This window comes from Flavobacterium enshiense (assembly GCF_022836875.1).
GTDB lineage: Bacteria > Bacteroidota > Bacteroidia > Flavobacteriales > Flavobacteriaceae > Flavobacterium > Flavobacterium enshiense_A.
In genome coordinates, this window is record NZ_CP090376.1 from 1,329,364 (window position 1) to 1,350,490 (window position 21,127).

The following is a 21,127-nucleotide window of genomic DNA, read 5'->3' on the forward strand; positions in this document are numbered from 1 at the left end:
ACCAAAAATGAGGCATCAATGGCCTCATTTTTTTTGTTTAAATTTTGACGGTCTTTGTTTGCTTTATATGTCTTAAAATAGCACAAACAAAAAAGCTACAGCGTTAAGTTGTAGCTTTTCTGTTTATTTCGCATTAGTATTGTTGGAAATATTATTGCTTAAAGTCGTGTGACTTGAGCCCATTAAGGTTACATTTTATGAAGTAATAAACTTTTCGTTGGTTTCAATTTCTTTCATTGCCTTTATTAAATTTTCGTTATCTGAATCAACAAAGTTTCTGATTGCACTCGACATTCCAACTGCAAATAATTCAACTTCCTTATTATTCATTTGCAAAAGGAAATTTTTGTTGTTTAGAATAAACTCAATGCCATCACTATATACATTAAGCGTAAGTAATTTTGAAAATGGAATTTCAAAGCTTTTGCTACCTGAAGAAAATACAATTCTTAAATTGGTTAGAAAAATATTCCCTGGATGTTTGATGGTTACTTCTTCTTTTATTGGTACAGAGCGGCCTGAACCAACTCTGTATCTAACACCTTTCATAATAGGAATAGACACACCTTGACTTGTATGTGAGTATCCTTTGTGGATTATTTTTCTTTCCATCAGTTTTGAGGAAAAACCTAAATAGCATTCTTCAGATTTTCTCAATGTAATTGGAGCATTTGGGATAGAATAAAAAATTCCGTTATCTAAGCTCCATAATAGTTTAGCAAAAGCTAATTCATCTAAGCTTTTTTTAGGAATAATTGATGATATCTGTCTGTTGTCAATTTGTAAATCATTCAATATTCCGTTTAATTCTGTTTCTTCTTTTGGAGAAAGTTTTTTATCAGAAAGTTTTTCATTCAATGCTGTTTTAAGTAAAGAAGAGGCTATTTTCAATCTTAGGCTTTCTACTTTGTCTTTTGGGATATTTAAGTATTCAGAAAGAATGAAAATTTCATTTTTTTCTTCTTCTGTTAAAACTTTATCGTCGTATGATTTTTGAATTAAACTTTGGATTGTTTTTTCACTCAGTGTTTTTTTAATATTTGATACATCTGAGGGGTTTAATTTGAAATTTGAAACAATGTCTTCTAAATGCTGTTTTTCATACTCAGATATATGTAAATCAGTTAATGAGTTTTGAAGTGCTTTTTGATAGACTTGTTTTCCGATATTATACTTTTTTTTGTCATTTACAGGTTTTTTATTTGTCGAAATTTGATGATTAATTATAGATATCAAATTTTCTTTATCATTAAAATTTAAAGAATTAATCATTTTTCCTGAACTGTCTAAATTCAAGCTCTGTAAGAATCCTAGCAGGCCTCCCGGACTTACTGCATCTTTATTAAAAAGAAGATTTGTAATTGGAGGTAGACACAAAAGACCAATAAGCAAAAAAATTATTGCTGCTGTGTATTCTTTTGAAATTATTCCGCCAAATGAGGCAAGAATAAATGTCATTCCGATAAACCATCTTATTAGGTTTAAAATAATTTTGAATATTTTCATCTCTTTTTTTATTTATTTTTTTTATTTATTCTGCATTTGGGCACGGAATACACCCAAGGCTTTAGTAGAATTGACGCAGGAAATCTGCGCTATCGGGGGGTATATTATAAATCGCCTTTTGCTTTCTCTTTTATTATATCATTGTTGATTTTGTCAAAATATGTTAATCGAACATAGCAGAGAGCAGCGCCATCGTGCTCTATTGTTAACTCAATATTGCCTTTTTCTGTTTTAAAAATAGAATAGTATTTACATCTGTCAAAAGTAACTTCACTCATTTTGGAATCATTATCTCTTGGTTGCGAATCAGCGTCAAATTTTTCAAGAGCATCGGAAGGTTTTCCATATTTTTCAGTTAGCATCTGTTTCAAGTCAAAGTAATTTCCTGAAAGTGTTGACCAAGTTTCTTTGTTTGGAAAAATGACTGCTATTTTATGAACTAAATCTTTCTGTTTTAATGTAGAGACAGCAACAATACAATCTTTGTAACCGGCAAAATCACCATTTAACAGAGCAGTGCCGTCTCCTTTTCCTAAATGTGCAAAGCCGTTTTGTTTCATTTTAGAAGCATACTCATCAAGTGTACCATCAATAGGAACTCCTTTAAAAGTAAGGTGTTCTGATGTTTGACTTTGAGCAAACGAAACGATCGTAAATGATACAATCAATAATGTGAGAATCTTTGTCTTCATATTGTTTATCTTGTTAGTTTACATTTGTGATGAAGTTGGTTTATGCTGATAAAAAAAACCGCTGTTAGCGGTTGCTGCTTAAATATTTACGTAATTTATAGGGTTGGAATTTCCTTGGTTGAAATAATGTTTAACGGATTTGTTATTGTATTTTTCCCTAATCGATTTTGATGCTAATTTACCTGTGAATTCAAAGCGACCTACAAAGCTTTCTTTTGAGTTCAATTCAGAACGCGTATCTAAATTTCTTAAACTTTCTGTAGATCCGGCATGATGCCAATCTTCAATTTCGTAAACTTCTTTGACAACGCCTTTGAACACAGCAATTCCATATTTTGCCTTTTTCGCTCGGATAGGATTTAGTTTCCAACGACCGCGTGTATATTCATAAAGTTCATAATCAGTTAATGAAGATTTAAGGGCTTTGTTTATTCTAAATAGAATTGCTGGTTCCTCGATTTCGATAGTATGCATGAATATTAGATTTTAAGTTTTTGACTCTCAATGCAATTTTGGCAACATTAGCGGGTAACTCGCTTATATAAAAAAAAACCGTCTTTTTAGAAACGAAACGTAAGATCTATTCTTTGTACTAAAATAGGAATAGATGATAAATATTTAAAATTTTTGTTAAAATTTTTTATAACTGCATGATTATTATATGTGATATATGTAAATGTATCAATAAGTGGAGGTGGGGCGAATTTACTTCTTCAGTTAGGCTAAAGCCTCAGGTGCAATCCGTGGCTGCATCCGCATATCATTAAAAGAAAAATCATTATTAAAACTAATCTGAATTTAACCATCACTTGCAAGTGTCCTTAAAATAAAAAACTACAACTTTTTACGGTTGTAGTTTTTTATTTATTCTGTTTGTGGGCAAGGATTTCTTCGGCTGTCGTTACGCTCGAGTACAAATCTGGGCTATCGGAGTCAAAACCGTTGTTACTTGCAGTTATTTTTTTATGTAGTGACTCAATTCATAGTCAAATTCAAACTCATTATGGGGTAAATGTTCAATTATTTGTAATTCATTTGGATTAATTTCTGCAATTTCCCATTCAAAACCTTTTGTAGCAATTAATACTCCTTCTTTTTTTAGTTGTTCTAATAATTCTGGTTCAATTTTGTCTATAGGCACATTATATACTGGTTTGTCAAATATGAAATTTATTTTCTTTTCAGTTCTGTTATATTTCCATTTTCCATTCTGGCATCCATTATCAAAAGGGCAATTTAAAAATTTATAAGTTCCATCGTTTTTAAATTCTATATCTGCTCTAACAAAAGTTTCAATAGCAACAATTGTATCGATTTGAATTTCACGGCTGGTTATTTCCGTTCCGGTTTTATCTGTCCATTTTTTATAAAGCCAAATTCCAATTATTTCCTTTTCAATTATTTCTGCCTGCTTTTTCGTTTTTACATTGTCAATTAATTCATCATTAGATTTCTTTTTTTGTGAAAAAGCTAAAATTGGAATTAATAATAGAATTAGGATGTATTTTTTCATAATTAATAGGTAATGTTCCGTAGGCCTCATGAAGTTGAGGTTTTAGTTTTTTGAACCACTTCATTAGGGCTGAGGTTGTATATGTAAATTGCTTTTAATTCCTGTCTAAAGCCCGATTTCTTAAAACCGCTGTTATGCGCTGCTTAGTTTTATTTAAGTGGTTCAGCAAGTCCGATTAAAATCCCTTCAGGTCCACGAATGTAACAAAGTCTGTAAGCGTCTTGGTATTGTACTACTTCTTCGACAAGTTGTGCGCCGCGTTTGTAAAGTCTTTCGAGCGTATCGTCTATGTTGGCAACCGCAAACATAACGCGTAAATAGCCTAGGGCATTTACCGGAGCATTGCGATGATCTTCTATTACTTTCGGATTAATGAATCTCGATAACTCCAGCCGACTGTTTCCGTCTGGTGTAACCATCATGGCAATTTCTACGGATTGATTGCCAAGTCCCGTAACACGGCCAGCCCATTCGCCCTCAATCATTGCTCTTCCTTCCAGCTCCAGGCCGAGTTCAAGGAAAAAAGAAATAGTTTCGTCGAGAGATTCTACCACAATTCCGACATTGTCCATTCGAAGCAAATTATGTTTTGTCATAGTCTAAAATTTATGGTTTAGCGGATTTTCTTAAAGTTGAGCATAACTCATATATGTACAATCAAACGCTGTCTTTTTATCAAAAAGAAAATTGGATCTTGTACTAAGATAATCATTTGTCATAAAAATCCTCAAGGCGCAATTAAAGTTTATCAACTTTTAACCATAGCTCGCAAGCGTCTCTAAAACAAAAAAACTACAACTTTTTGGGGTTGTAGTTTTTTATTTATTCTGTTTGTGGGCAGAAGTAGGACGCTCACGCCAGCGGGGGATTTTCATAACCGTCCTATTGTTCACATATTTCTTTCAGCTTGTCGAGCGCTTTTGGGTAGGTCTCGTTCATATAATCTAAAAAGTCTTCTGTGGAGTCTAACTCAACAGTAATGGTTGTAGTCCCATTGTTTTCTTCGAAGGTATAGTTTTCAAAACCTCCCGCCCATTTTTCAACTTCAGGGCCTTCGGTCATCTCTTTACCTGCAACTAAAATCCCGATGTGTTTGATGGATATAAATTTATTGGGAATGTTTTCTGCTATTTCAGAAACCATTCCTCCTTTTTCACCTTTTTCATCTGTCCCGATAAAGAGCATTTTGTTGCCCTTGTACCAAAATCCTTCATAAGTGGATGTCGGGTTAAAGAGGGCAGTCCACTGTTCATAATTTGATTTATTGCTAATGCCAAGCATAACATCATAAACCTTAATTACAGGTGCATTAATTTTTACTTTGAATTGAAGTTTTTTCATAAATATAAAGTGTTTGGTTATTTTAATTTTATGAGTATTCCTTTTCTCTTCACTATATTTTTATAATCCCATTGAATTTCCTTTGATTTAATCAGCCATCTTTTTAAGTCGTCAGTGTTGATATCAGATAGTTTGTTGTAAAAAATTGAAGCGTCTTTGAATTTCTCACCTTTAACATTAAGTCCGACTTCGTCAAAGTCAGCACCGCTCCAAAACATCAGTCTAATTCCCTTTTTCTGTTTGCTGTAACCAACAATCGGGTTGCCGTCCAAGAACCAGACAGGATGTGCGTGCCAAATTTTGCTTTCAGCTTCGGTTAGTTCGCTGTCAATGATATTGGCAAGCAAGTCACAAATTTCTTTGTCACCTACTATTTGCTTGTCGTTAAATGCTTGAATTTCTGAGTTCATAGTTGTTTTGTGTCACTGTCTTTTAACATAGCCTATAACTTGAATACATCTGGAATCAAACGCTATCTTTTTGTCAAAAAGAAAATTTGATCTTGCACTAAGATAATCATTTGAAACAGAACTCATCAAACCGTAATTAAAGTTTGTCAACTTTTAATTATCACTCGCAAGTGTCTCTAAAACAAAAAAAAACTACAACTTTTACGGTTGTATTTTTTTATTAAGTCTGTTTGTGGGCACGAGCAGGATGCTCGCACTAACGGGGGACTCATTGCCCTCTAAAAGCGTTTTTACGCTGATTTATAATTTTCTCAGTTGCTATTTCTAGGCTGTCAATATTTAATATTCTGTTAAAATGGCATTGTAAGACTTTTAGTATTAGTTTGTTTTGTGATTTTTTTAAAAAAATAACAATTCTACTGGTGTTTGTTATTTTTTTACTATGTTTGCCGTAGCTTAATTCTTATGAATTAAAGCGCATTATTTGGCCGATAATTGAGGGATTTGCCGTTTATCCCAAAGAAAATAAAAAATGGAGCTGTGGATCTGTGCACAAAATTCACAAAAGGATAAAATTTGATTTAACAAAGAAATTATCAAGATTAAAAATGAAAAAAAATTTTTATATAGTTGCAGCAACATTGTTGCTTTCCACATCGGCTTTTGCAAAGTGTGGTTCAATTAGTTTAGGTTTCGTAACAGTTATTACCGGAACTTATTTAGAGGAGGTATTTGTAGGATACGATCAGAATTTACAGCCTATGTACGAGCTACAGGAAGTTAAATGTAGTGCGGGTGACAGATGGCAGTGGTTTTGGGAATAAAATCAACGACAAAGAGTGGGGTTTAACTCCACTCTTTTAACTTTTTGAAATGAAAATAGGCAAATGAAGAAACTCTTTTATTTTACTTTACTCTTACTGTGTAACGTTTCTTTTTCACAGAAGAAGCAAATTGAAATTTTTGACGCAAAAGATAAAATGCCCTTAAGGGATGTGCTGCTTTATGACAGCGAGTCCATTATTGGTAGGACCGATGGTAAAGGTATTGTGGAAGTTAATATGAAGAAAATCAATGAGGTTACAGTAGTTAAAGAAGATTATTACGATACCATTATCAAGACAGCACAATTTAACGGGAATAAGATTTATCTGAGTAAGATTGAAGGCATAAAGCTTGCTGAAATTGTCATTGTAAAAAACAGTATTACCTCTATTTTAGACAGTGTTTATAAGCGTTCTTTAAGTTTGAGGAATGTGAATCAGCCCAGCTCTTTTCATGTGTATAATCTGCTGAAAGCCGACAGGGATACGTTGTTGTTTTTAAACAACAGGTTTCATTTGATGAAACAGCGGGGGTATTTCGCTGAAAAGTGCAATGCCATTATTTCAAAATTTCAATTGGTGCAAGGGAAGCCTGTTTTCTTATACAAAGAAAGTACGTTGATTTTCAATAAAAGTTTAACACATTCCAACAGTCCGATTAACAGCTCAGAACTACAGCTGATATCCAAATTCAGAGACGGATTCAACTTTAAAGTGTCGGAAGATACAAACCTGTATAAAATTGAGTTTTCCCCTAAAAAAGATAACACCGAATACCCATACGTAGGTTTTCTTATCGTCGATAAAATAGATTTAGGTATTTATGAATTTAAATCCGAATTATACACAACAGGGAAACAAGTAAAACGAAGTGTTGCGTATAATTCGCAAATCTTAAATTTTGAAATCTTAAAAGAATCCTGTTATATTAAATATGACAGGAACGATTCCGGCACTTATGATTTGGTGATGTATGCTTCAGACAGTGAGTTGCGGGCTCTCAACGGAGCGTTTAAAAACGATGTGTTTTACAATAAATGCAGAAAAGAAGTAACACCGGACTTTGCTACTTCCCAAACCGCTTTATTTGATTTTATGAGCTACAAATTTTTATAATAGATGCAAAAAATAGTTAAACTCACTGCAGGCATATGTCTTTTACTGATCCTCTGGTTTCTTTTCAGTCGATTCTACGCTTCTAAAACAATTCCCGATTTTGAGTATTCAACCACTAACGGAAGAACTTTTACCCGTGAGGATTTGATGGAAAACAAGAAAACGGTATTTATATATTACACGACAGATTGTTCAGATTGCAGTATAATTAATGAATATTTGGATTTTTTTAAATCCAGAGAGAAAGACGTTACTTATGTGCTGGTTGCAAAAGGCAGAGATGTAGTACAGCTTATTTCTTTTTTTGATATGAAAAAGATGACCAATTTCAAAGGGCATCTTTTGTTGGATGCTGACGATGATTTTCCTTCTGATTTTTCATTAGGTATTTCCATTTCGTATCCGGTTGTTAAAGCATATGACAAAAATGGCAAGCTGTTAGATGCCATAAAAGAACTTGAAGGCATCCGTAAAATATAGAAGAGCTTGAGCAGTTACTAATAATAATCCATGAGAAGCCATGCAAAAAGCAAAGCTTTTCATAAAACCAAAAAGGGAACGATTAAAACAAACGTTCCCTTTTTTTCTTATCTCTTATCCCTAAAGATAAATCTAAAACCTATAAACAATCGCATTAATATTCATTCCGAACCCTCTTCGCTAGCGCGAGCATCTTGCTCGTGCTGTCAATGAACATTGCGGCTGGTTGCTAAAATAAAAAACTACAACTTTTTGCGGTTGTAGTTTTTTATTTATTCTGGTTGTGAGCACGGATTCCTTCGGCTGTCGCTATGCTCGAGTGCACCCGAGGCTTTAGCCGAACTAACGAAGTAAATCTGTGATATCGGGTTTTGGAATTTCCGGTTATGAAAATATAGCAAATTGCGCTAATGTACTGTTAGCAGTAGTGAATCTTTTTTGACCCAAATTCAATAAGCTTACTATCTTCCCTCTATTCCTGAAATTTTATTGTTTTTCGTTAAGGTTACCAGTATTTCTATGGACTCTTTGCTGAAATGCAATCGGTAATGGTACATTCTGGTTTTACTGTCCAGATTCTTTCGGTCAAGCAGCTCTAAACCGTTAAAGATTACTTGTTTTTTCAAGTATGCAGACGTCTTTTCGGACTGGGGTATGAATTCTGCTCCAAGCTCAGGTGTGAACATATCTGCTACCAGCGTTTTTTCAATCACCCTCGTGACAAAATCTTTAACCAAGGCTGTAACTTTTGGTTCGTTGTCTTTAATAGGTTTTAACTTTGTTATTTTGAGTTCTGGCTGATATAACTCCATAGTTCTTTTAGCAATTCTATTGGTATTGGTTCGTATTAAGTTCGCAAAAACAATAACCGTTATTTTTTTTTCGGGATACCGTATAATGGTTGATTCAAAGCCTTGCCAAGTGCCGTCATGATCGAATATGCGTTTGCCGTTTAAAGTATTGATTCTCCATCCAAAACCATAAGGGAAAGTAGTGCCGTCATTAAGTTTTACGGGTGAAAATATTGCCTCGTAACTTTCTCTTTTTAACAATTTCCCTGCATTTAGTCCTGCTTCCCATTTTGCCATATCAAGTGCGGTTAAATAAAGCGAGCCATCGGCTGTTGAGTTAACTGATGGTGAAACCCATTCCTGATTCTTTATTTCACCATTGACCATTCTGTATCCGGCAGCGCGATTGACAATGATGTCGCTTTCGGATATGACCCTTGCAGTACTCATTCCCAACGGATCAAAAATACGTTGTTTTAAAAAATTGCCGTAAAAGTCGCCGGTAACCTTACTTATTATTATCCCGAGTGTTGCATAACCCATGTTGCTATAATCCGACTTTTCACCAGGTGCAAACTTTAAGGGCTTCTCTCTGAAAATCCGATACAGATTATCCTCAGTATAATCTTTCTTTAAGTCAAAGCCGTCTGTGTATTCGCCAAATCCCGAAGTGTGTGTCAAGAGGTTTTTGATCGTAATAGCATTCCATTCCGCAGGAGCATCGGGGAAATATTTTGTAAGCCGGTCATCTAATGTCATTTTTCCGTCTTCTACCAAAAGCATAACTGCGAATGCCGCAAATTGTTTTCCCAGGGAGCCAGATTGAAATATCGTTTCGGGCTTAACTGGTACTTGATGCTCTATGTTGGAAAAACCATAACCCTTCACATATTCAATTTTTCCGTCTCTTACGACTGCGAGTGAAAGTCCAGGGAAATTCTGCTTTTGCATTTCTGAATTAACCAAGGAATCCAAACTGCGCGTCAATTTAGTTGAAGATTGAGCGGAACAATATAAACTCACTGCGAGAATAATTTGAGCTAGGAAATACCTATGTAATTTTGTACTCATGGTTACTGGATTTAGTATTATTCTAGTTTAGAGTGTTCACTTTTTTATTACCACTAACGTTTCATGTAACTGCGACGTTGTGGTAATTAAAACCGAGTTTACTCGGTAAGACAGAAGTTTATTTTGAAACTGAAACAAAAGACAAGCGGAAAGCAACAATAATCTTGGTTGCGCTGTTTTGCGTTCGCTTTGCTTTATTAGGCATCTGGTTTTGGGCTTTTTGAAATTATAAATCTCATTAATCCAGGAAACCATTGTTGTACCCATACAAAGGCTTTGCCGTGTCCGGTGAAAACATAATTTCTCTTTCGTTTTAATATAGCATTTACCATTACTTTTGCAGCTTTATCAGTAGGCCAGAGTAAGTTTGACGGACGTGGGTCTGGTCGTTCAGGATGCCAAACGCCGTCATTATCAATTCTTGCAATTTCCGAAACCACAAATCCGGGATGCAACGTAGTACAACTCACACCTGTACCCATTAATTCAACTTGTAAAGTCTGACCAATTGAGTGTACGGCAGCTTTTGAAGCACCGTATGCGCCCAAATTAGGATTAGGAAGATATGCACCTACACTGCCCACTAACCCAATCCTGCCATTGTTTTTCTTTAAATGTGGCAAGGCATATTTAACCGTTAAGGCTAAGCCTGTGACATTGCCTTGTAATTGTCTGTTCCAATCTTTGGCTGTTAGCTTTTCCATATTTCCAAAAACACCAAAACCGGCATTAGCTATAACTACATCCAAACGCCCCCAGGTTTTAATGATTTGTTGGACTGCATTTTCAATAGCGGTTTCTTCCATTATATCACACGGTATTACCAATGCTTCCCCGCCTGAATGCCTAATCTCGTCTGCCACTTTATCCAATAGTTCTTTACGTCTGGAGGAAAGAGCAACTTTATATCCTAATCTTGCCCATTCAAAGACCATTGATTTGCCAATGCCAGATGAAGCACCAGTTATCCATATTACATTTTCTTGTGTATTTGTCATTTTAAGCGTTTTTAGTTAATAGAATTGTTTCTCAAGCTGACGCACAACTTGAATATATCTACAATCAAACTCTATCTTTTATCAAAAAGAAAATTTGAACCCATACTAAGATAATGAATTGTACTAAATCTCTTTAATCGTAATTAAATTTTATCAACTTTTAACCATAGCTCAGCCGCATCTTTAAAATAAAAAACTACAACTGTTCTGGTTGTAGTTTTTGTTTATTCTGTTTGTGGGCGCGGATTATACCCGAGGCTTTAGCCGAACTGACGAAGTATATCCGCGCTATCGGGGTACTTTACAAACAAAAAACATTCAACGTTTTTCACTATCTTTAGAATAGTAAAAATAAAATTAAAGCTTATGAAATATCTACTTACATTTTTCGCGCTTTTGCTTACGTCAACAGCATTTTGCCAGGGCCAGTTTCAGAAAGAATCTGTAGGCTCCCTTACTTATGTATCTGGACATGTAATGCAACTTGCAAAGGCTATTCCGGCTGAAAAATATTCTTATTCACCTGGAAAAGGGGTTCGGTCTGTTGCCGAGGTCTGCAGCCATATTATTTCATCGAATTATTTTTTTGCATCGAAGCTAGGTGCTAAAATCCCTGCAGATGTGAAAATGGAAACGCTTGAAAAAGACCTCAAAACAAAAGACGCTATTGAAAAGGAATTGAGACGATCCTATGATGTAATAATCGAAACGATCAAAAATACTAAGGATGGTGCTTTGGCGAATAAGATCGTGTTTCCATTCCCCGGTGATTTTACCAACATGAGTGCAATTTTGATTGTTCTGGGGCACTCAAATGAACATCTCGGACAATTAATTGCTTATGCTCGAGTGAACGGAATAACACCGCCCTGGAGCGAATAAAAACAACCCTTGCTCCGCAAAGTCTGACGAATTTGTTTGCTCATTTATAGACCAAAAAAGAAAAGCTACAGCGTTAAGTTGTAGCTTTTCTTTTTATTTCAAAGTTATTATTGCAAACATTATTGCTCAAAGTCGGGAAACCTAACGAAGTGGTTCGACGTAGTCAGACTTTGCGCAGCGGGTACACTAAAAATTAATGTGCAATAATCAGTTTCCCGTTTGAAATTATGTTCCCGTTAGAAATTGTTTTATAGATATAAATGCCGTCTGATAAATTCGTCAGATCAAGTTCTTTTTTGTGGTTGTTTACTGAAGTTTCTTTATACACTGTTTCTCCCAGTTGATTTATTATATAAACATCGGAAAAAATCTCTGTTGACTGAAATGTAATCCTGCCATTAGAAGGGTTTGGAAAGGCCTTTACAAAAGAATTATTCATATAGGATACTGTTTCAGTGGATAGATTTCCAACCATATTAATGCGTTGAGCATATACATCATAATTTGTTCCGGTTCTATAGTCCTCCCATGCAATAATAGCCCCGCCATTGCCATCCGAAGCTAGATAGGGATTTCTTTGAATGTTAGCAGCAGTACTAATTGGGGCACCATTTGTTGTCCACTGTACAGCTCCATTAGGATTAATACGTTGCGCATATATATCAGCAGAAGAAGAACCGAGTCTCTCATCTTGCCATGCAATTATAGCGCCACCATTTCCATCAGGGATAATGTTTCCAAGCCATTGATCATCCGCTGCTGTTGAGATAGGAACCCCATTAGTTGTCCATTGTGCGCCTCCAGACGAATTAATTCGCTGAGCATATAAGTCAGGCGAATCATTCGATGATCTAAAATCTTCCCATGCTATTATAGCACCACCGTTTCCATCTGAAATTAAAACGGGATTTTGTTGAGAATTTAAAGAGGAGCAAATGGTAATGCCATTAGTTTCCCATTGTGCAATTCCATTTGAATTTACCCGCTGAGCGTAAATGTCGTAGACGTCAGTACTGGTACCTGAATTTCTTTCATCACTCCATACAATTATAGCGCCTCCATTATTATCTGAAATAATAGTAGGATCAGGCTGATGATTTGCAGCATCACAGATAACGATTCCATTGTCAGACCATTGAATAGCTCCAGAAGAATTAACACGTTGCGCGTATATATCCCAGTTCAAGCCATTTCTGAAGTCAGCCCATGTAATTATTGCACCATTATTTCCATCTGAAACTATTGCTGGATAATCACTTAAATCACTTTCCTTATCAGGAATGTTGCAGATAGCAATTCCGTTAGTTGTCCATTGTACCACTCCTGAAGAGTTAATGGATTGAGCATATATATCTCCACGACCATCAGTTCTATTATCCATCCACGTAATAATGGCACCTCCATTGCCGTCTGCAATTATTTGCGGATTATAATTATGATTTGGTGCGTAACAAATGCCGACACCATTGGTTGTCCATTGGACAACTCCTGCAGCGTTGATTTTTTGTGCGAATATATCCGTGTAAGTACTATTGTATCTTCTATCACTCCATACAATAATAGCTCCTCCATTGCCATCAGAAATAATTTCTACTTGGTCTTGGTTATTTAATGCTGTGCAAATTGAAACGCCACTAGTAAGCCATTGTGTTACTCCATTAGAATCAATACGTTGAGCCCATATGTTGCTGTTAGTTGTACTTTGTCGGAAGTCGACCCATGCAATTATGACTCCGCCATTGCCGTCTGAAACTATTCTTGGAGCAGTTTGATCTCTTTGTTCGGTACCGATAGGATTATTTATACTTGTGTCTGTACTCCATTGTGCAAAACCAGCTATACTTTTAAATAGAAGGATTGAGATTGTTAATAGCGTTTTGGTAATTTTCATTTCAATATGTTATTGTTTGTTTGGGTTTAAAAATGTTGGCTGATTTCTTGAAAACATGTTGAGTAGTAAAGGAAAAAAATGAATGCTGTGTTATACTAAATTTATTTTTTTGATTGATACGGTCAAACAAACGTACTGGCCGGCGAAACTATGTTTTTAATTCAATTTCTCCTAATAATATTCGGTAACATGAATTGTTTTTAACATAATTTTCCAGGCTTGCCTAAAAAAAAACAACCTACACAATCACCAAAAATGGTGATTTTTCAAAAAAGTTACAGCAACTGTGATTACGATAATCTCAGCCCCCACAACAAAAAACTGTGACAAAAAAACCAATCGAAAAAAACTGTCACAAATTTGTGGCAAGCTATTTGTGACAAACTATTTGTCACGAAAAAAATGTCACAATGAAATCTAAAACAGGTATAAAAGGTATTTTGGGTTTGTCCCAAAAAGAAATGGCGAAGCTAACCGGAGTGAGCCGATCGCAATGGGCTATGTCTGAAATAGGACAACGCGAAATGCCACCGGGCTCCAGTACGATAGTTGCCGATTTGCTGACCTGGGTCCATACATCGAAATCGGGCACTAAAGAAGCTGAAAAAATTATTGAAGCCGAGAAAAAGAACCATAAAAAATGGTTAGAAAAAGAATACCGGGCACAGCAGCACAAGGTAATACTCCTGGAGCGTAAAATACAAACAGTGGAAAAGATGCGGAAAGACTGCTTTGCTGCGTTAGGGGTAGTGCAGTATTTAGAGCTGTTTCCGGACAATATCACCTTTGCCGCTTTGGCATTGGATGTAAAAGAACGGATCGAACTAAGCTTAAGTAAGAACAGTTTGCATCATTTGGAGCAACTGCAATTAAAAAAAGAAACCACCGAAATGTTAAAAAATAAAATCGGAATAAAATTAAAAATATAAGAAAAGTTGTTGAATATCAGAAAAATGGCTACGATTTAAAAGTGGTATATTTTCTTACTAAATGTTAAAATTTCGCATGAAGGATATTGTGAGAATTTTTTGACATATCATTTGGAAACTGTACAAGCATTAGTAACCATTAAAATTTTTAGAATTATGTATTCATTAAACAAAATTACCACAGTAGCCGATTGCGATGTATTATTAACATGGGCAGAAAAAGAAAAATCCGATTTAGTGTTTAAACAAATATCGGTAGACCGACTTACCGTTAACTATAGTACTACCTCAGTAGAAATAGAAGCCATTCTGCAGGGAGTATTAGTGGAGCTTGAAGCCACTACATCAGTACTGGCTGTTTTACCGGAAGGACCTACCAAAGAGGATTTGGAGAAAAAGAAGAAAAGGCTTGAATACAAAAAGTTCTTACTTGAAAACCGAAAAGAAAGCTACGGATCGGTAGCGTTGGTGGAAAAAGAACTCGACCGCGAACGCATTAGCAAAGAATTAGATGAAGTGGAAGCGTTCATCACAACGGTAACCGCACATAAGGTTACGTTATAGTAAAACAAAAAGGGGCTGTCTCAAACGAGCAGCCCCTTTTTTATGGAGTATATAATTCGATTTTAGATTTGGAATTTTCTCTATTTTCTTTACTCTTTTTCCCTTTTCTCTTCTTCCTTTTCTCTTCTCCCTAAAAACGATACACAAACGCATTAATGTTCATTCCTGCACCTACCGAAGCAAATAGAATTACGTCGCCCTTGTTCAGCTCCTGATTTTCAATTTCGCCTTTCAGGATTAAATCGTATAGGGTAGGAACGGTAGCCACACTGCTGTTGCCTAGTTTTTTAATGTTCATCGGCATTACATTCTCAGGAGGTGTAAGCTGATGTAATTTATAGAAACGCTGTACGATGGCTTCGTCCATTTTTTCATTTGCCTGATGGATCAGGATCTTTTTTAAGTCGGCGATTTGGATACCGCTTTTTTCCAGGCAGGATTTCATGGCTGCCGGTACCTGGCTCAATGCAAACTCATAAATCTTACGCCCATACATTTTGATGTAGCGGACATCGGGGTTATGGTCTTTGTTGTAGGATTTTTCGAAGAATAAAAAGTTGCTTTCTTCATACGTGAAAGAAGCGGTTTCGTGGGAAAGTATTCCGTCGTTACCTTCCGTTTCCTCCAGAACAGTAGCGCCCGCACCATCAGAATAAATCATGCTGTCCCTGTCGTGTATGTCCACCACTCTGGAAAGGGTTTCAGCCCCGATTACCAGACATTTTTTGGCCATGCCGGCTCTGATGAACGCTTGTGCCTGAATCATGCCTTCGATCCAGCCCGGGCAACCGAACATAACATCGTAAGCGACACATTTTGGGTTTTTTATTTTCAGTTTGTTTTTAACGCGTGATGCAATACTGGGCACCGTATCACTTTGAATGGCACCGTGTCTGACATCGCCAAAATTATGCGCCATGATAATGTAATCCAGTGTTTCCGGATCCAGATTGGCGTCTTTGATGGCTTTTTCGGCCGCAAAGAAGGCAATATCAGAAGTGTTTAAATTATTTTCTACATAGCGGCGTTCCTCAATTCCGGTGATGTCCAAAAATTTTTCGGCAATTACATCATTGGGAACAGCAAAAGTGGAGCCGTCCTCATTTAGAAACTGATGACGTGCAAAATCGGTATTCGTAACAACTTGTGTTGGGATGTAACTTCCTGATCCCGTTATTTTTATGGTCATGACGTAGGTTTTAACCGCACTAAGGTAAGAAATCTGTCGGATTTACTGTTTAAAAATTAGTTTTCTAACCTTTTTTTACAAAAAAATGTGGTAAAATTAGTGAGAGTATTAAATGAGTTTTTATTTTATAGTTTACAGTTGAAATGTTTTGATTGTTTCCAAAAAGAAAACCCTTCCCAAAAACCATATTATGAATGATGCCCGATATTGTGAATGACATCTGGTGCCTGAGGCTCTCGAAGGCACGTCTAAAGACAGAATACAATTATAAAACACGTGGCTTCGAGGGCCTCAGCCACCGTATCAAGTGATTCGACTATTGAAAACAAAAGGCAGTACAAAAGAAAACCCTTCCCAAAACCATATTATGAATGACGCGCGGTGCCTGAGGCTCTCGAAGGCACATCTAAAGACAGAATACAATTACAAAACACGTGGCTTCGAGGGCCTCAGCCACCGTATCAAGTGGTTCGGCTATTGAAAACAAAAGGCAGTACAAAAGAAAGCCCTTCCCCAAAACCATATTATGAATGACACGCGGTGCCTGAGGCTCTCGAAGGCACGTCTAAAGACAGAAAACAATTATAAAACAAGTGGCTTCGAGGGCCTCAGCCACCGTATCAAGTGGTTCGGCTATTGAAAACAAAAGGAGTACAAAAGAAAACCCTTCCCCAAAACCATATTATGAATGACGCGCGGTGCCTGAGGCTCTCGAAGGCACATCTAAAGACAGAATGCAATTATAAAACACATGGCTTCGAGGGCCTCAGTCACCGTATCAAGTGGTTCGACTATTGAAAACAAAAGGCAGTACAAAAGAAAACCCTTCCCCAAAACCATATTATGAATGACGCGCGGTATTATGAATGACGCGCGGTGCCTGAGGCTCTCGAAGGCACATCTAAAGATAGAATACAATTATATAACACGTGGCTTCGAGGGCCTCAGCCACCGTATCAAGTGGTTCGGCTATTGAAAACAAAAGGCAGTACAAAAGAAAAACCCTTCCGTTTCCGAAAGGGTTTTTACTATTTGTTATCTGCCTTCTGCAAACTAGCTCTCGATATAAGCTTCGATCGGTGCACAAGAACAAACAAGGTTTCTGTCACCGTAAGCATCGTCTACACGACGAACAGAAGGCCAGAATTTGTTGTCTGCGATATATTCCAACGGATATGCCGCTTTCTCTCTTGAGTAAGGGAAGTCCCAACGCTCAGCAGTTAGCATGGCTAACGTGTGAGGAGCATTTTTCAATGGGTTGTTAGAGTCATCTGTAGAAGCAGCTTCGATTTCTTTTCTGATGGAAATCATCGCATCACAGAAACGGTCTAACTCAGCTAAATCTTCAGATTCAGTAGGCTCAACCATTAAAGTACCCGCTACCGGGAACGATACTGTTGGCGCGTGGAAACCATAGTCCATTAAACGTTTTGCGATATCACCTACTTCGATTCCGTTTTCTTTGAATGAACGACAATCCAGGATCATTTCGTGAGCTGCACGTCCCATTTCTCCTGAATAAAGGATAGGGTAGTGGCCTTCGAAACGCGCTTTCATGTAGTTTGCATTTAAAATAGCATGCTCGGTAGAAGAACGTAGACCTTCAGCACCTAACATACAGATGTAACCGTAAGAAATCAAACATACCAAAGCAGAACCGTAAGGAGCGGCAGAGATAGCAGAGATAGCGTCTTTACCGCCTGTAGCCACAACCGGGTTAGTTGGTAAGAAGTCAACCAATTTCTCGTTTACACAGATTGGTCCAACTCCAGGTCCGCCACCACCGTGAGGGATAGCGAATGTTTTGTGTAGGTTCAAGTGACAAACGTCAGCACCAATAGTAGCCGGATTTGTTAATCCAACCTGCGCGTTCATGTTTGCACCGTCCATATATACTAATCCGCCGTTGTCGTGGATTAATTTAGTAACTTCAATGATAGATGATTCGTAAACCCCGTGAGTAGAAGGGTACGTTACCATCAAACAAGACAAATCGTCTTTGTGCTCGATAGCTCTTGCTCTTAAATCTTCTACGTCGATGTTTCCTTCCGGAGTAGTTTTAGTAACGATGATTTTCATTCCCGCCATAGCTGCAGAAGCCGGGTTGGTTCCGTGAGCAGAAGATGGGATCAAACATACGTTACGGTGTCCTTCACCGCGAGAGATGTGGTAAGCGCGAATTGCCATCAATCCTGCGTATTCACCTTGTGCTCCCGAGTTTGGCTGTAACGATGTTCCTTGGAAACCGGTAACCACGTTCAATTGCTCTTCTAATTTCTTAAGCATTGTCAGGTAACCTTGTGCCTGATCTGCCGGAGCGAACGGGTGGATGCTGTTCCAGTTTGGCATTGAAAGCGGCAACATTTCTGCAGCAGCGTTCAATTTCATCGTACAAGAACCTAAAGAAATCATCGAGTGGTTCAATGATAAATCTTTACGCTCTAATTTTTTGATATAACGCATCAACTGGCTTTCAGAATGATGGTTGTTGAATACCTCGTGTTGTAAGAACGATGAGGTACGGATTAATTTTTCAGGTAAGTATGCCTCAGTAGCCAATTCCGAAACGTGAACAGCTGATTTTCCAGCCGCTTCCGCGAAAATAGCAACGATAGTGTTGATATCTGAAATTGAAGTCGTCTCGTTGAAAGAGATTGAAACGCTTTCGTTGTTAGGATAGAAGAAGTTTACTTCGTTTTTCTCAGCGATAGCTCTTACTTTAGCAGCATCGGCTTTCACTAAAATTGTATCGAAGAAAGCAGAGTTCACTTGGTTTACACCGATAACAGAAAGTGCTTTTGCTGTAGTAACTGCTGACGCGTGTACTTTATCAGCGATGTACTGTAGTCCTTTCGGACCGTGGTATACAGCATACATACCCGCCATAACCGCTAACAATACCTGAGCGGTACAGATGTTAGAAGTTGCTTTTTCACGTTTGATATGTTGCTCACGAGTACCTAATGCCATACGTAAGGCACGGTTTCCGTTTACGTCGATAGAAACTCCAATAATTCGACCTGGCATCGAACGTTTGTACTCTTCTTTAGTTGCGAAGTAACCTGCGTGAGGACCTCCGTAACCCATCGGAATACCGAAACGCTGTGTAGTACCAACTACTACGTCAGCACCTAATTCTCCAGGAGAAGTTAATTTTGCTAACGATAAGATATCAGCAGCAACGGCTATTTTAATTTCTTTTGATTTTGCGGTGTTGATGAAACCTGCGTAATCGAAAACCTGTCCGTATTTACCAGGATATTGTAACATTGCCCCGAAGAAATCTTCTGAGAAATCAAAAGTTTCATGATTACCGACAACTAACTCAATGTTTAAAGGAGTCGATCGAGTTTGTAAAATCGATAACGTTTGTGGTAAAATTTCTTCCGAAACGAAGAATTTGTTAACGTTGTTTTTCTTTTGGTCACGCGTTCTTACGTCAAAAAGTAACGTCATTGCTTCCGCTGCAGCTGTTCCTTCATCAAGAAGTGATGCATTGGCGATTTCCATTCCGGTCAATTCGATAACCATAGTCTGGTAGTTCAACAAAGCCTCTAAACGACCTTGTGCGATTTCAGCCTGATACGGAGTATAAGCCGTGTACCATCCCGGGTTTTCGAAAATGTTTCTTTGGATAGCCGGCGGAACAATCGCTGGGTGGTATCCTAAACCGATGTATGATTTGAATACTTTATTTTTTGTGCCTAACTGAGCTATGTGAGTTAAATACTCATATTCCGTCATGGCAGGGTCTAACTGTAAATCTTGTTTTAAACGGATTCCGTCAGGAAAAGTTTCGTAAAGCAATTGGTCCATGTCCTTAACGCCAATGGTTTTAAACATGTGTTGTAAATCCGATTCTCTCGGACCGATGTGTCTTAAAGCAAATGCATCTGTTTTCATCAGTTTTCTCTACTGTTTGTTTAAGTGTTTGGGCCAGAGGCGCAAACTATGATTACGTTGTGTTTTTAAAGGGTACAAAAATAATTATTAATCTGCTAATAAACTCGTTTTTTAACGCCAATTTTTAGAGGATTTTTCAACTTAAAACTAGAGTTGTTGTCAGATTGCTTAATTTTGTAAGGATGCAATTACTCAAAAAGATATTCGATTTTTACCTGAACGGAAGCATTCATGTGGCTTTGTCGGTGTATGCTTTGGTGCGTATGACGTTCCATTTCTTCCATATTGGGTATGATGAGCCGATGGTTTTATTTGCTTTTTTCGGAACAATCGTGGGTTATAATTTCGTAAAATATGATGAGTTAGTACGTGCTAAAAAACTGAAAATGACTATGGAACGAAAGGCGATTGTGGCTTTGAGTATTGTTTCGTTTCTGGCGACGGTCTACTATTTTTTTCATCTGGAACTACCTACGCAGATAGTATCAGTGGTCTTTTTGGGTTTGACTGTTTTGTACACCCTTCCCGTTTTTCCCAAGATTGGAAATGCCCGCAACTGGGCAGGGGTAAAGATTTATATTGTCGCTTTTTGCTGGGCGGGAATCACCATGTTTTTGCCGATAATCAATGCGGATTTACCGCTTTCCCATGATGTATGGCTGAAATTCTGCCAGCGCTTTTTACTGGTAATTATCTTGATATTGATTTTTGAAATCATCGATTTGAAACACGATGATTTATCGTTGCAGACCGTTCCTCAGAAGCTGGGTGTGAAAAAAACCAAAATACTCAACTTGTTCCTGTTGGTTCCGTTTTATTTCCTTGAATTTTTGAAATCCGATGTTGAGGTACGTCAACTATGGATCAATCTGGTATTGGTTATCGTCATTGCCCTTTTTACCGTTTTTGCCAATCCGAAACGCTCGATTTACTACACCGATTTTTGGGTGGAAAGCATTCCTGTTTTTTGGTGGCTGATGGTGATTTTCTGGAGGTAGTTTTTTTGGATGCAAAGCTTTTTTTGTGT

The 21,127-nt window shown here is 37.2% G+C and carries 19 protein-coding genes; 7 read left to right on the forward strand and 12 right to left on the reverse strand.

Annotated elements, in window-relative coordinates; all coding sequences use genetic code 11:
* Positions 1-195: 195 nt before the first annotated feature.
* The 7 genes from LZF87_RS05925 to LZF87_RS05955 form a co-directional block, all read right to left on the reverse strand.
* Entirely contained in the window at positions 196-1,506 is a 1,311-nt protein-coding gene (locus LZF87_RS05925; protein WP_244342932.1) for a hypothetical protein, read from the reverse strand.
* A 104-nt stretch (positions 1,507-1,610) separates the two neighbouring features.
* Positions 1,611-2,198: a hypothetical protein gene (locus tag LZF87_RS05930; RefSeq protein ID WP_244342934.1), complete on the reverse strand. Its 588-nt coding sequence runs from the start codon at positions 2,196-2,198 to the stop codon at positions 1,611-1,613.
* 78 nt (positions 2,199-2,276) lie between these two features.
* Positions 2,277-2,672, reverse strand: a complete 396-nt coding sequence (locus LZF87_RS05935; protein WP_244342936.1) for a hypothetical protein — start codon at positions 2,670-2,672, stop codon at positions 2,277-2,279.
* A 481-nt stretch (positions 2,673-3,153) separates the two neighbouring features.
* On the reverse strand, positions 3,154-3,711 hold the full coding sequence (locus LZF87_RS05940) for a hypothetical protein (protein WP_244342938.1): 558 nt from the start codon (positions 3,709-3,711) through the stop codon (positions 3,154-3,156).
* A gap of 149 nt (positions 3,712-3,860) precedes the next feature.
* Complete coding sequence (locus LZF87_RS05945; RefSeq protein ID WP_244343732.1) at positions 3,861-4,283, reverse strand: VOC family protein; 423 nt, start codon at positions 4,281-4,283, stop codon at positions 3,861-3,863.
* Positions 4,284-4,593: 310 nt separating this feature from the next.
* Entirely contained in the window at positions 4,594-5,052 is a 459-nt protein-coding gene (locus tag LZF87_RS05950; RefSeq protein WP_244342940.1) for an SRPBCC domain-containing protein, read from the reverse strand.
* 17 nt (positions 5,053-5,069) lie between these two features.
* On the reverse strand, positions 5,070-5,462 hold the full coding sequence (locus tag LZF87_RS05955; protein WP_244342944.1) for a DUF1801 domain-containing protein: 393 nt from the start codon (positions 5,460-5,462) through the stop codon (positions 5,070-5,072).
* 608 nt (positions 5,463-6,070) lie between these two features.
* On the opposite strand from LZF87_RS05955, the gene LZF87_RS05960 reads away from it, so the two are divergent.
* From LZF87_RS05960 to LZF87_RS05970, 3 genes are all read left to right on the forward strand, one after another.
* On the forward strand, positions 6,071-6,286 hold the full coding sequence (locus LZF87_RS05960) for a hypothetical protein (RefSeq protein ID WP_244342947.1): 216 nt from the start codon (positions 6,071-6,073) through the stop codon (positions 6,284-6,286).
* 63 nt (positions 6,287-6,349) lie between these two features.
* Positions 6,350-7,402 carry a hypothetical protein gene (locus tag LZF87_RS05965; protein ID WP_244342950.1) on the forward strand — a complete coding sequence of 351 codons (1,053 nt, stop codon included), beginning with the start codon at positions 6,350-6,352 and terminating at the stop codon, positions 7,400-7,402.
* 3 nt (positions 7,403-7,405) lie between these two features.
* On the forward strand, positions 7,406-7,882 hold the full coding sequence (locus LZF87_RS05970; RefSeq protein WP_244342953.1) for a TlpA family protein disulfide reductase: 477 nt from the start codon (positions 7,406-7,408) through the stop codon (positions 7,880-7,882).
* A gap of 461 nt (positions 7,883-8,343) precedes the next feature.
* On the opposite strand, the gene LZF87_RS05975 is transcribed toward LZF87_RS05970, so the two are convergent.
* On the reverse strand, positions 8,344-9,744 hold the full coding sequence (locus LZF87_RS05975) for a serine hydrolase domain-containing protein (RefSeq protein WP_244342956.1): 1,401 nt from the start codon (positions 9,742-9,744) through the stop codon (positions 8,344-8,346).
* A gap of 197 nt (positions 9,745-9,941) precedes the next feature.
* Positions 9,942-10,742, reverse strand: a complete 801-nt coding sequence (locus tag LZF87_RS05980; protein ID WP_244342959.1) for an SDR family NAD(P)-dependent oxidoreductase — start codon at positions 10,740-10,742, stop codon at positions 9,942-9,944.
* A gap of 366 nt (positions 10,743-11,108) precedes the next feature.
* Between LZF87_RS05980 and LZF87_RS05985 the strand changes: the two genes are divergently transcribed.
* Positions 11,109-11,624 (forward strand): DinB family protein, encoded by a 516-nt coding sequence (locus LZF87_RS05985; protein ID WP_244342962.1) that lies wholly within the window; start codon positions 11,109-11,111, stop codon positions 11,622-11,624.
* A 193-nt stretch (positions 11,625-11,817) separates the two neighbouring features.
* Here LZF87_RS05985 and LZF87_RS05990 read toward each other — a convergent pair whose 3' ends face one another.
* A complete protein-coding gene (locus tag LZF87_RS05990) occupies positions 11,818-13,515 on the reverse strand; it encodes a T9SS type A sorting domain-containing protein (protein ID WP_244342965.1) in 1,698 nt (565 codons plus the stop codon).
* Positions 13,516-13,925: 410 nt separating this feature from the next.
* Between LZF87_RS05990 and LZF87_RS05995 the strand changes: the two genes are divergently transcribed.
* Entirely contained in the window at positions 13,926-14,444 is a 519-nt protein-coding gene (locus LZF87_RS05995) for a hypothetical protein (protein WP_244342968.1), read from the forward strand.
* 156 nt (positions 14,445-14,600) lie between these two features.
* Complete coding sequence (locus tag LZF87_RS06000; RefSeq protein ID WP_244342971.1) at positions 14,601-15,008, forward strand: hypothetical protein; 408 nt, start codon at positions 14,601-14,603, stop codon at positions 15,006-15,008.
* Between the two features lie 130 nt (positions 15,009-15,138).
* On the opposite strand, the gene LZF87_RS06005 is transcribed toward LZF87_RS06000, so the two are convergent.
* Both LZF87_RS06005 and gcvP read right to left on the reverse strand, forming a co-directional pair.
* Complete coding sequence (locus LZF87_RS06005; RefSeq protein WP_244342974.1) at positions 15,139-16,197, reverse strand: 3-oxoacyl-ACP synthase III family protein; 1,059 nt, start codon at positions 16,195-16,197, stop codon at positions 15,139-15,141.
* A gap of 1,053 nt (positions 16,198-17,250) precedes the next feature.
* Complete coding sequence (gene gcvP, locus LZF87_RS06010) at positions 17,251-20,100, reverse strand: aminomethyl-transferring glycine dehydrogenase (protein ID WP_244342977.1); 2,850 nt, start codon at positions 20,098-20,100, stop codon at positions 17,251-17,253.
* 182 nt (positions 20,101-20,282) lie between these two features.
* Here gcvP and LZF87_RS06015 point away from each other — a divergent pair, with 182 nt between their 5' ends.
* Complete coding sequence (locus LZF87_RS06015; protein WP_244342980.1) at positions 20,283-21,098, forward strand: hypothetical protein; 816 nt, start codon at positions 20,283-20,285, stop codon at positions 21,096-21,098.
* The last annotated feature ends 29 nt before the right edge of the window (positions 21,099-21,127 follow it).

Coding starts and splice junctions, on each gene's coding strand:
- LZF87_RS05925 (WP_244342932.1), bottom strand. CDS start 1,506: ATGAAAATATTCAAAATTATTTTAAACCTAATAAGATGGTTTATCGGA.
- LZF87_RS05930 (WP_244342934.1), bottom strand. CDS start 2,198: ATGAAGACAAAGATTCTCACATTATTGATTGTATCATTTACGATCGTT.
- LZF87_RS05935 (WP_244342936.1), bottom strand. CDS start 2,672: ATGCATACTATCGAAATCGAGGAACCAGCAATTCTATTTAGAATAAAC.
- LZF87_RS05940 (WP_244342938.1), bottom strand. CDS start 3,711: ATGAAAAAATACATCCTAATTCTATTATTAATTCCAATTTTAGCTTTT.
- LZF87_RS05945 (WP_244343732.1), bottom strand. CDS start 4,283: ATGGACAATGTCGGAATTGTGGTAGAATCTCTCGACGAAACTATTTCT.
- LZF87_RS05950 (WP_244342940.1), bottom strand. CDS start 5,052: ATGAAAAAACTTCAATTCAAAGTAAAAATTAATGCACCTGTAATTAAG.
- LZF87_RS05955 (WP_244342944.1), bottom strand. CDS start 5,462: ATGAACTCAGAAATTCAAGCATTTAACGACAAGCAAATAGTAGGTGAC.
- LZF87_RS05960 (WP_244342947.1), top strand. CDS start 6,071: ATGAAAAAAAATTTTTATATAGTTGCAGCAACATTGTTGCTTTCCACA.
- LZF87_RS05965 (WP_244342950.1), top strand. CDS start 6,350: ATGAAGAAACTCTTTTATTTTACTTTACTCTTACTGTGTAACGTTTCT.
- LZF87_RS05970 (WP_244342953.1), top strand. CDS start 7,406: ATGCAAAAAATAGTTAAACTCACTGCAGGCATATGTCTTTTACTGATC.
- LZF87_RS05975 (WP_244342956.1), bottom strand. CDS start 9,744: ATGAGTACAAAATTACATAGGTATTTCCTAGCTCAAATTATTCTCGCA.
- LZF87_RS05980 (WP_244342959.1), bottom strand. CDS start 10,742: ATGACAAATACACAAGAAAATGTAATATGGATAACTGGTGCTTCATCT.
- LZF87_RS05985 (WP_244342962.1), top strand. CDS start 11,109: ATGAAATATCTACTTACATTTTTCGCGCTTTTGCTTACGTCAACAGCA.
- LZF87_RS05990 (WP_244342965.1), bottom strand. CDS start 13,515: ATGAAAATTACCAAAACGCTATTAACAATCTCAATCCTTCTATTTAAA.
- LZF87_RS05995 (WP_244342968.1), top strand. CDS start 13,926: ATGAAATCTAAAACAGGTATAAAAGGTATTTTGGGTTTGTCCCAAAAA.
- LZF87_RS06000 (WP_244342971.1), top strand. CDS start 14,601: ATGTATTCATTAAACAAAATTACCACAGTAGCCGATTGCGATGTATTA.
- LZF87_RS06005 (WP_244342974.1), bottom strand. CDS start 16,197: ATGACCATAAAAATAACGGGATCAGGAAGTTACATCCCAACACAAGTT.
- gcvP (WP_244342977.1), bottom strand. CDS start 20,100: ATGAAAACAGATGCATTTGCTTTAAGACACATCGGTCCGAGAGAATCG.
- LZF87_RS06015 (WP_244342980.1), top strand. CDS start 20,283: ATGCAATTACTCAAAAAGATATTCGATTTTTACCTGAACGGAAGCATT.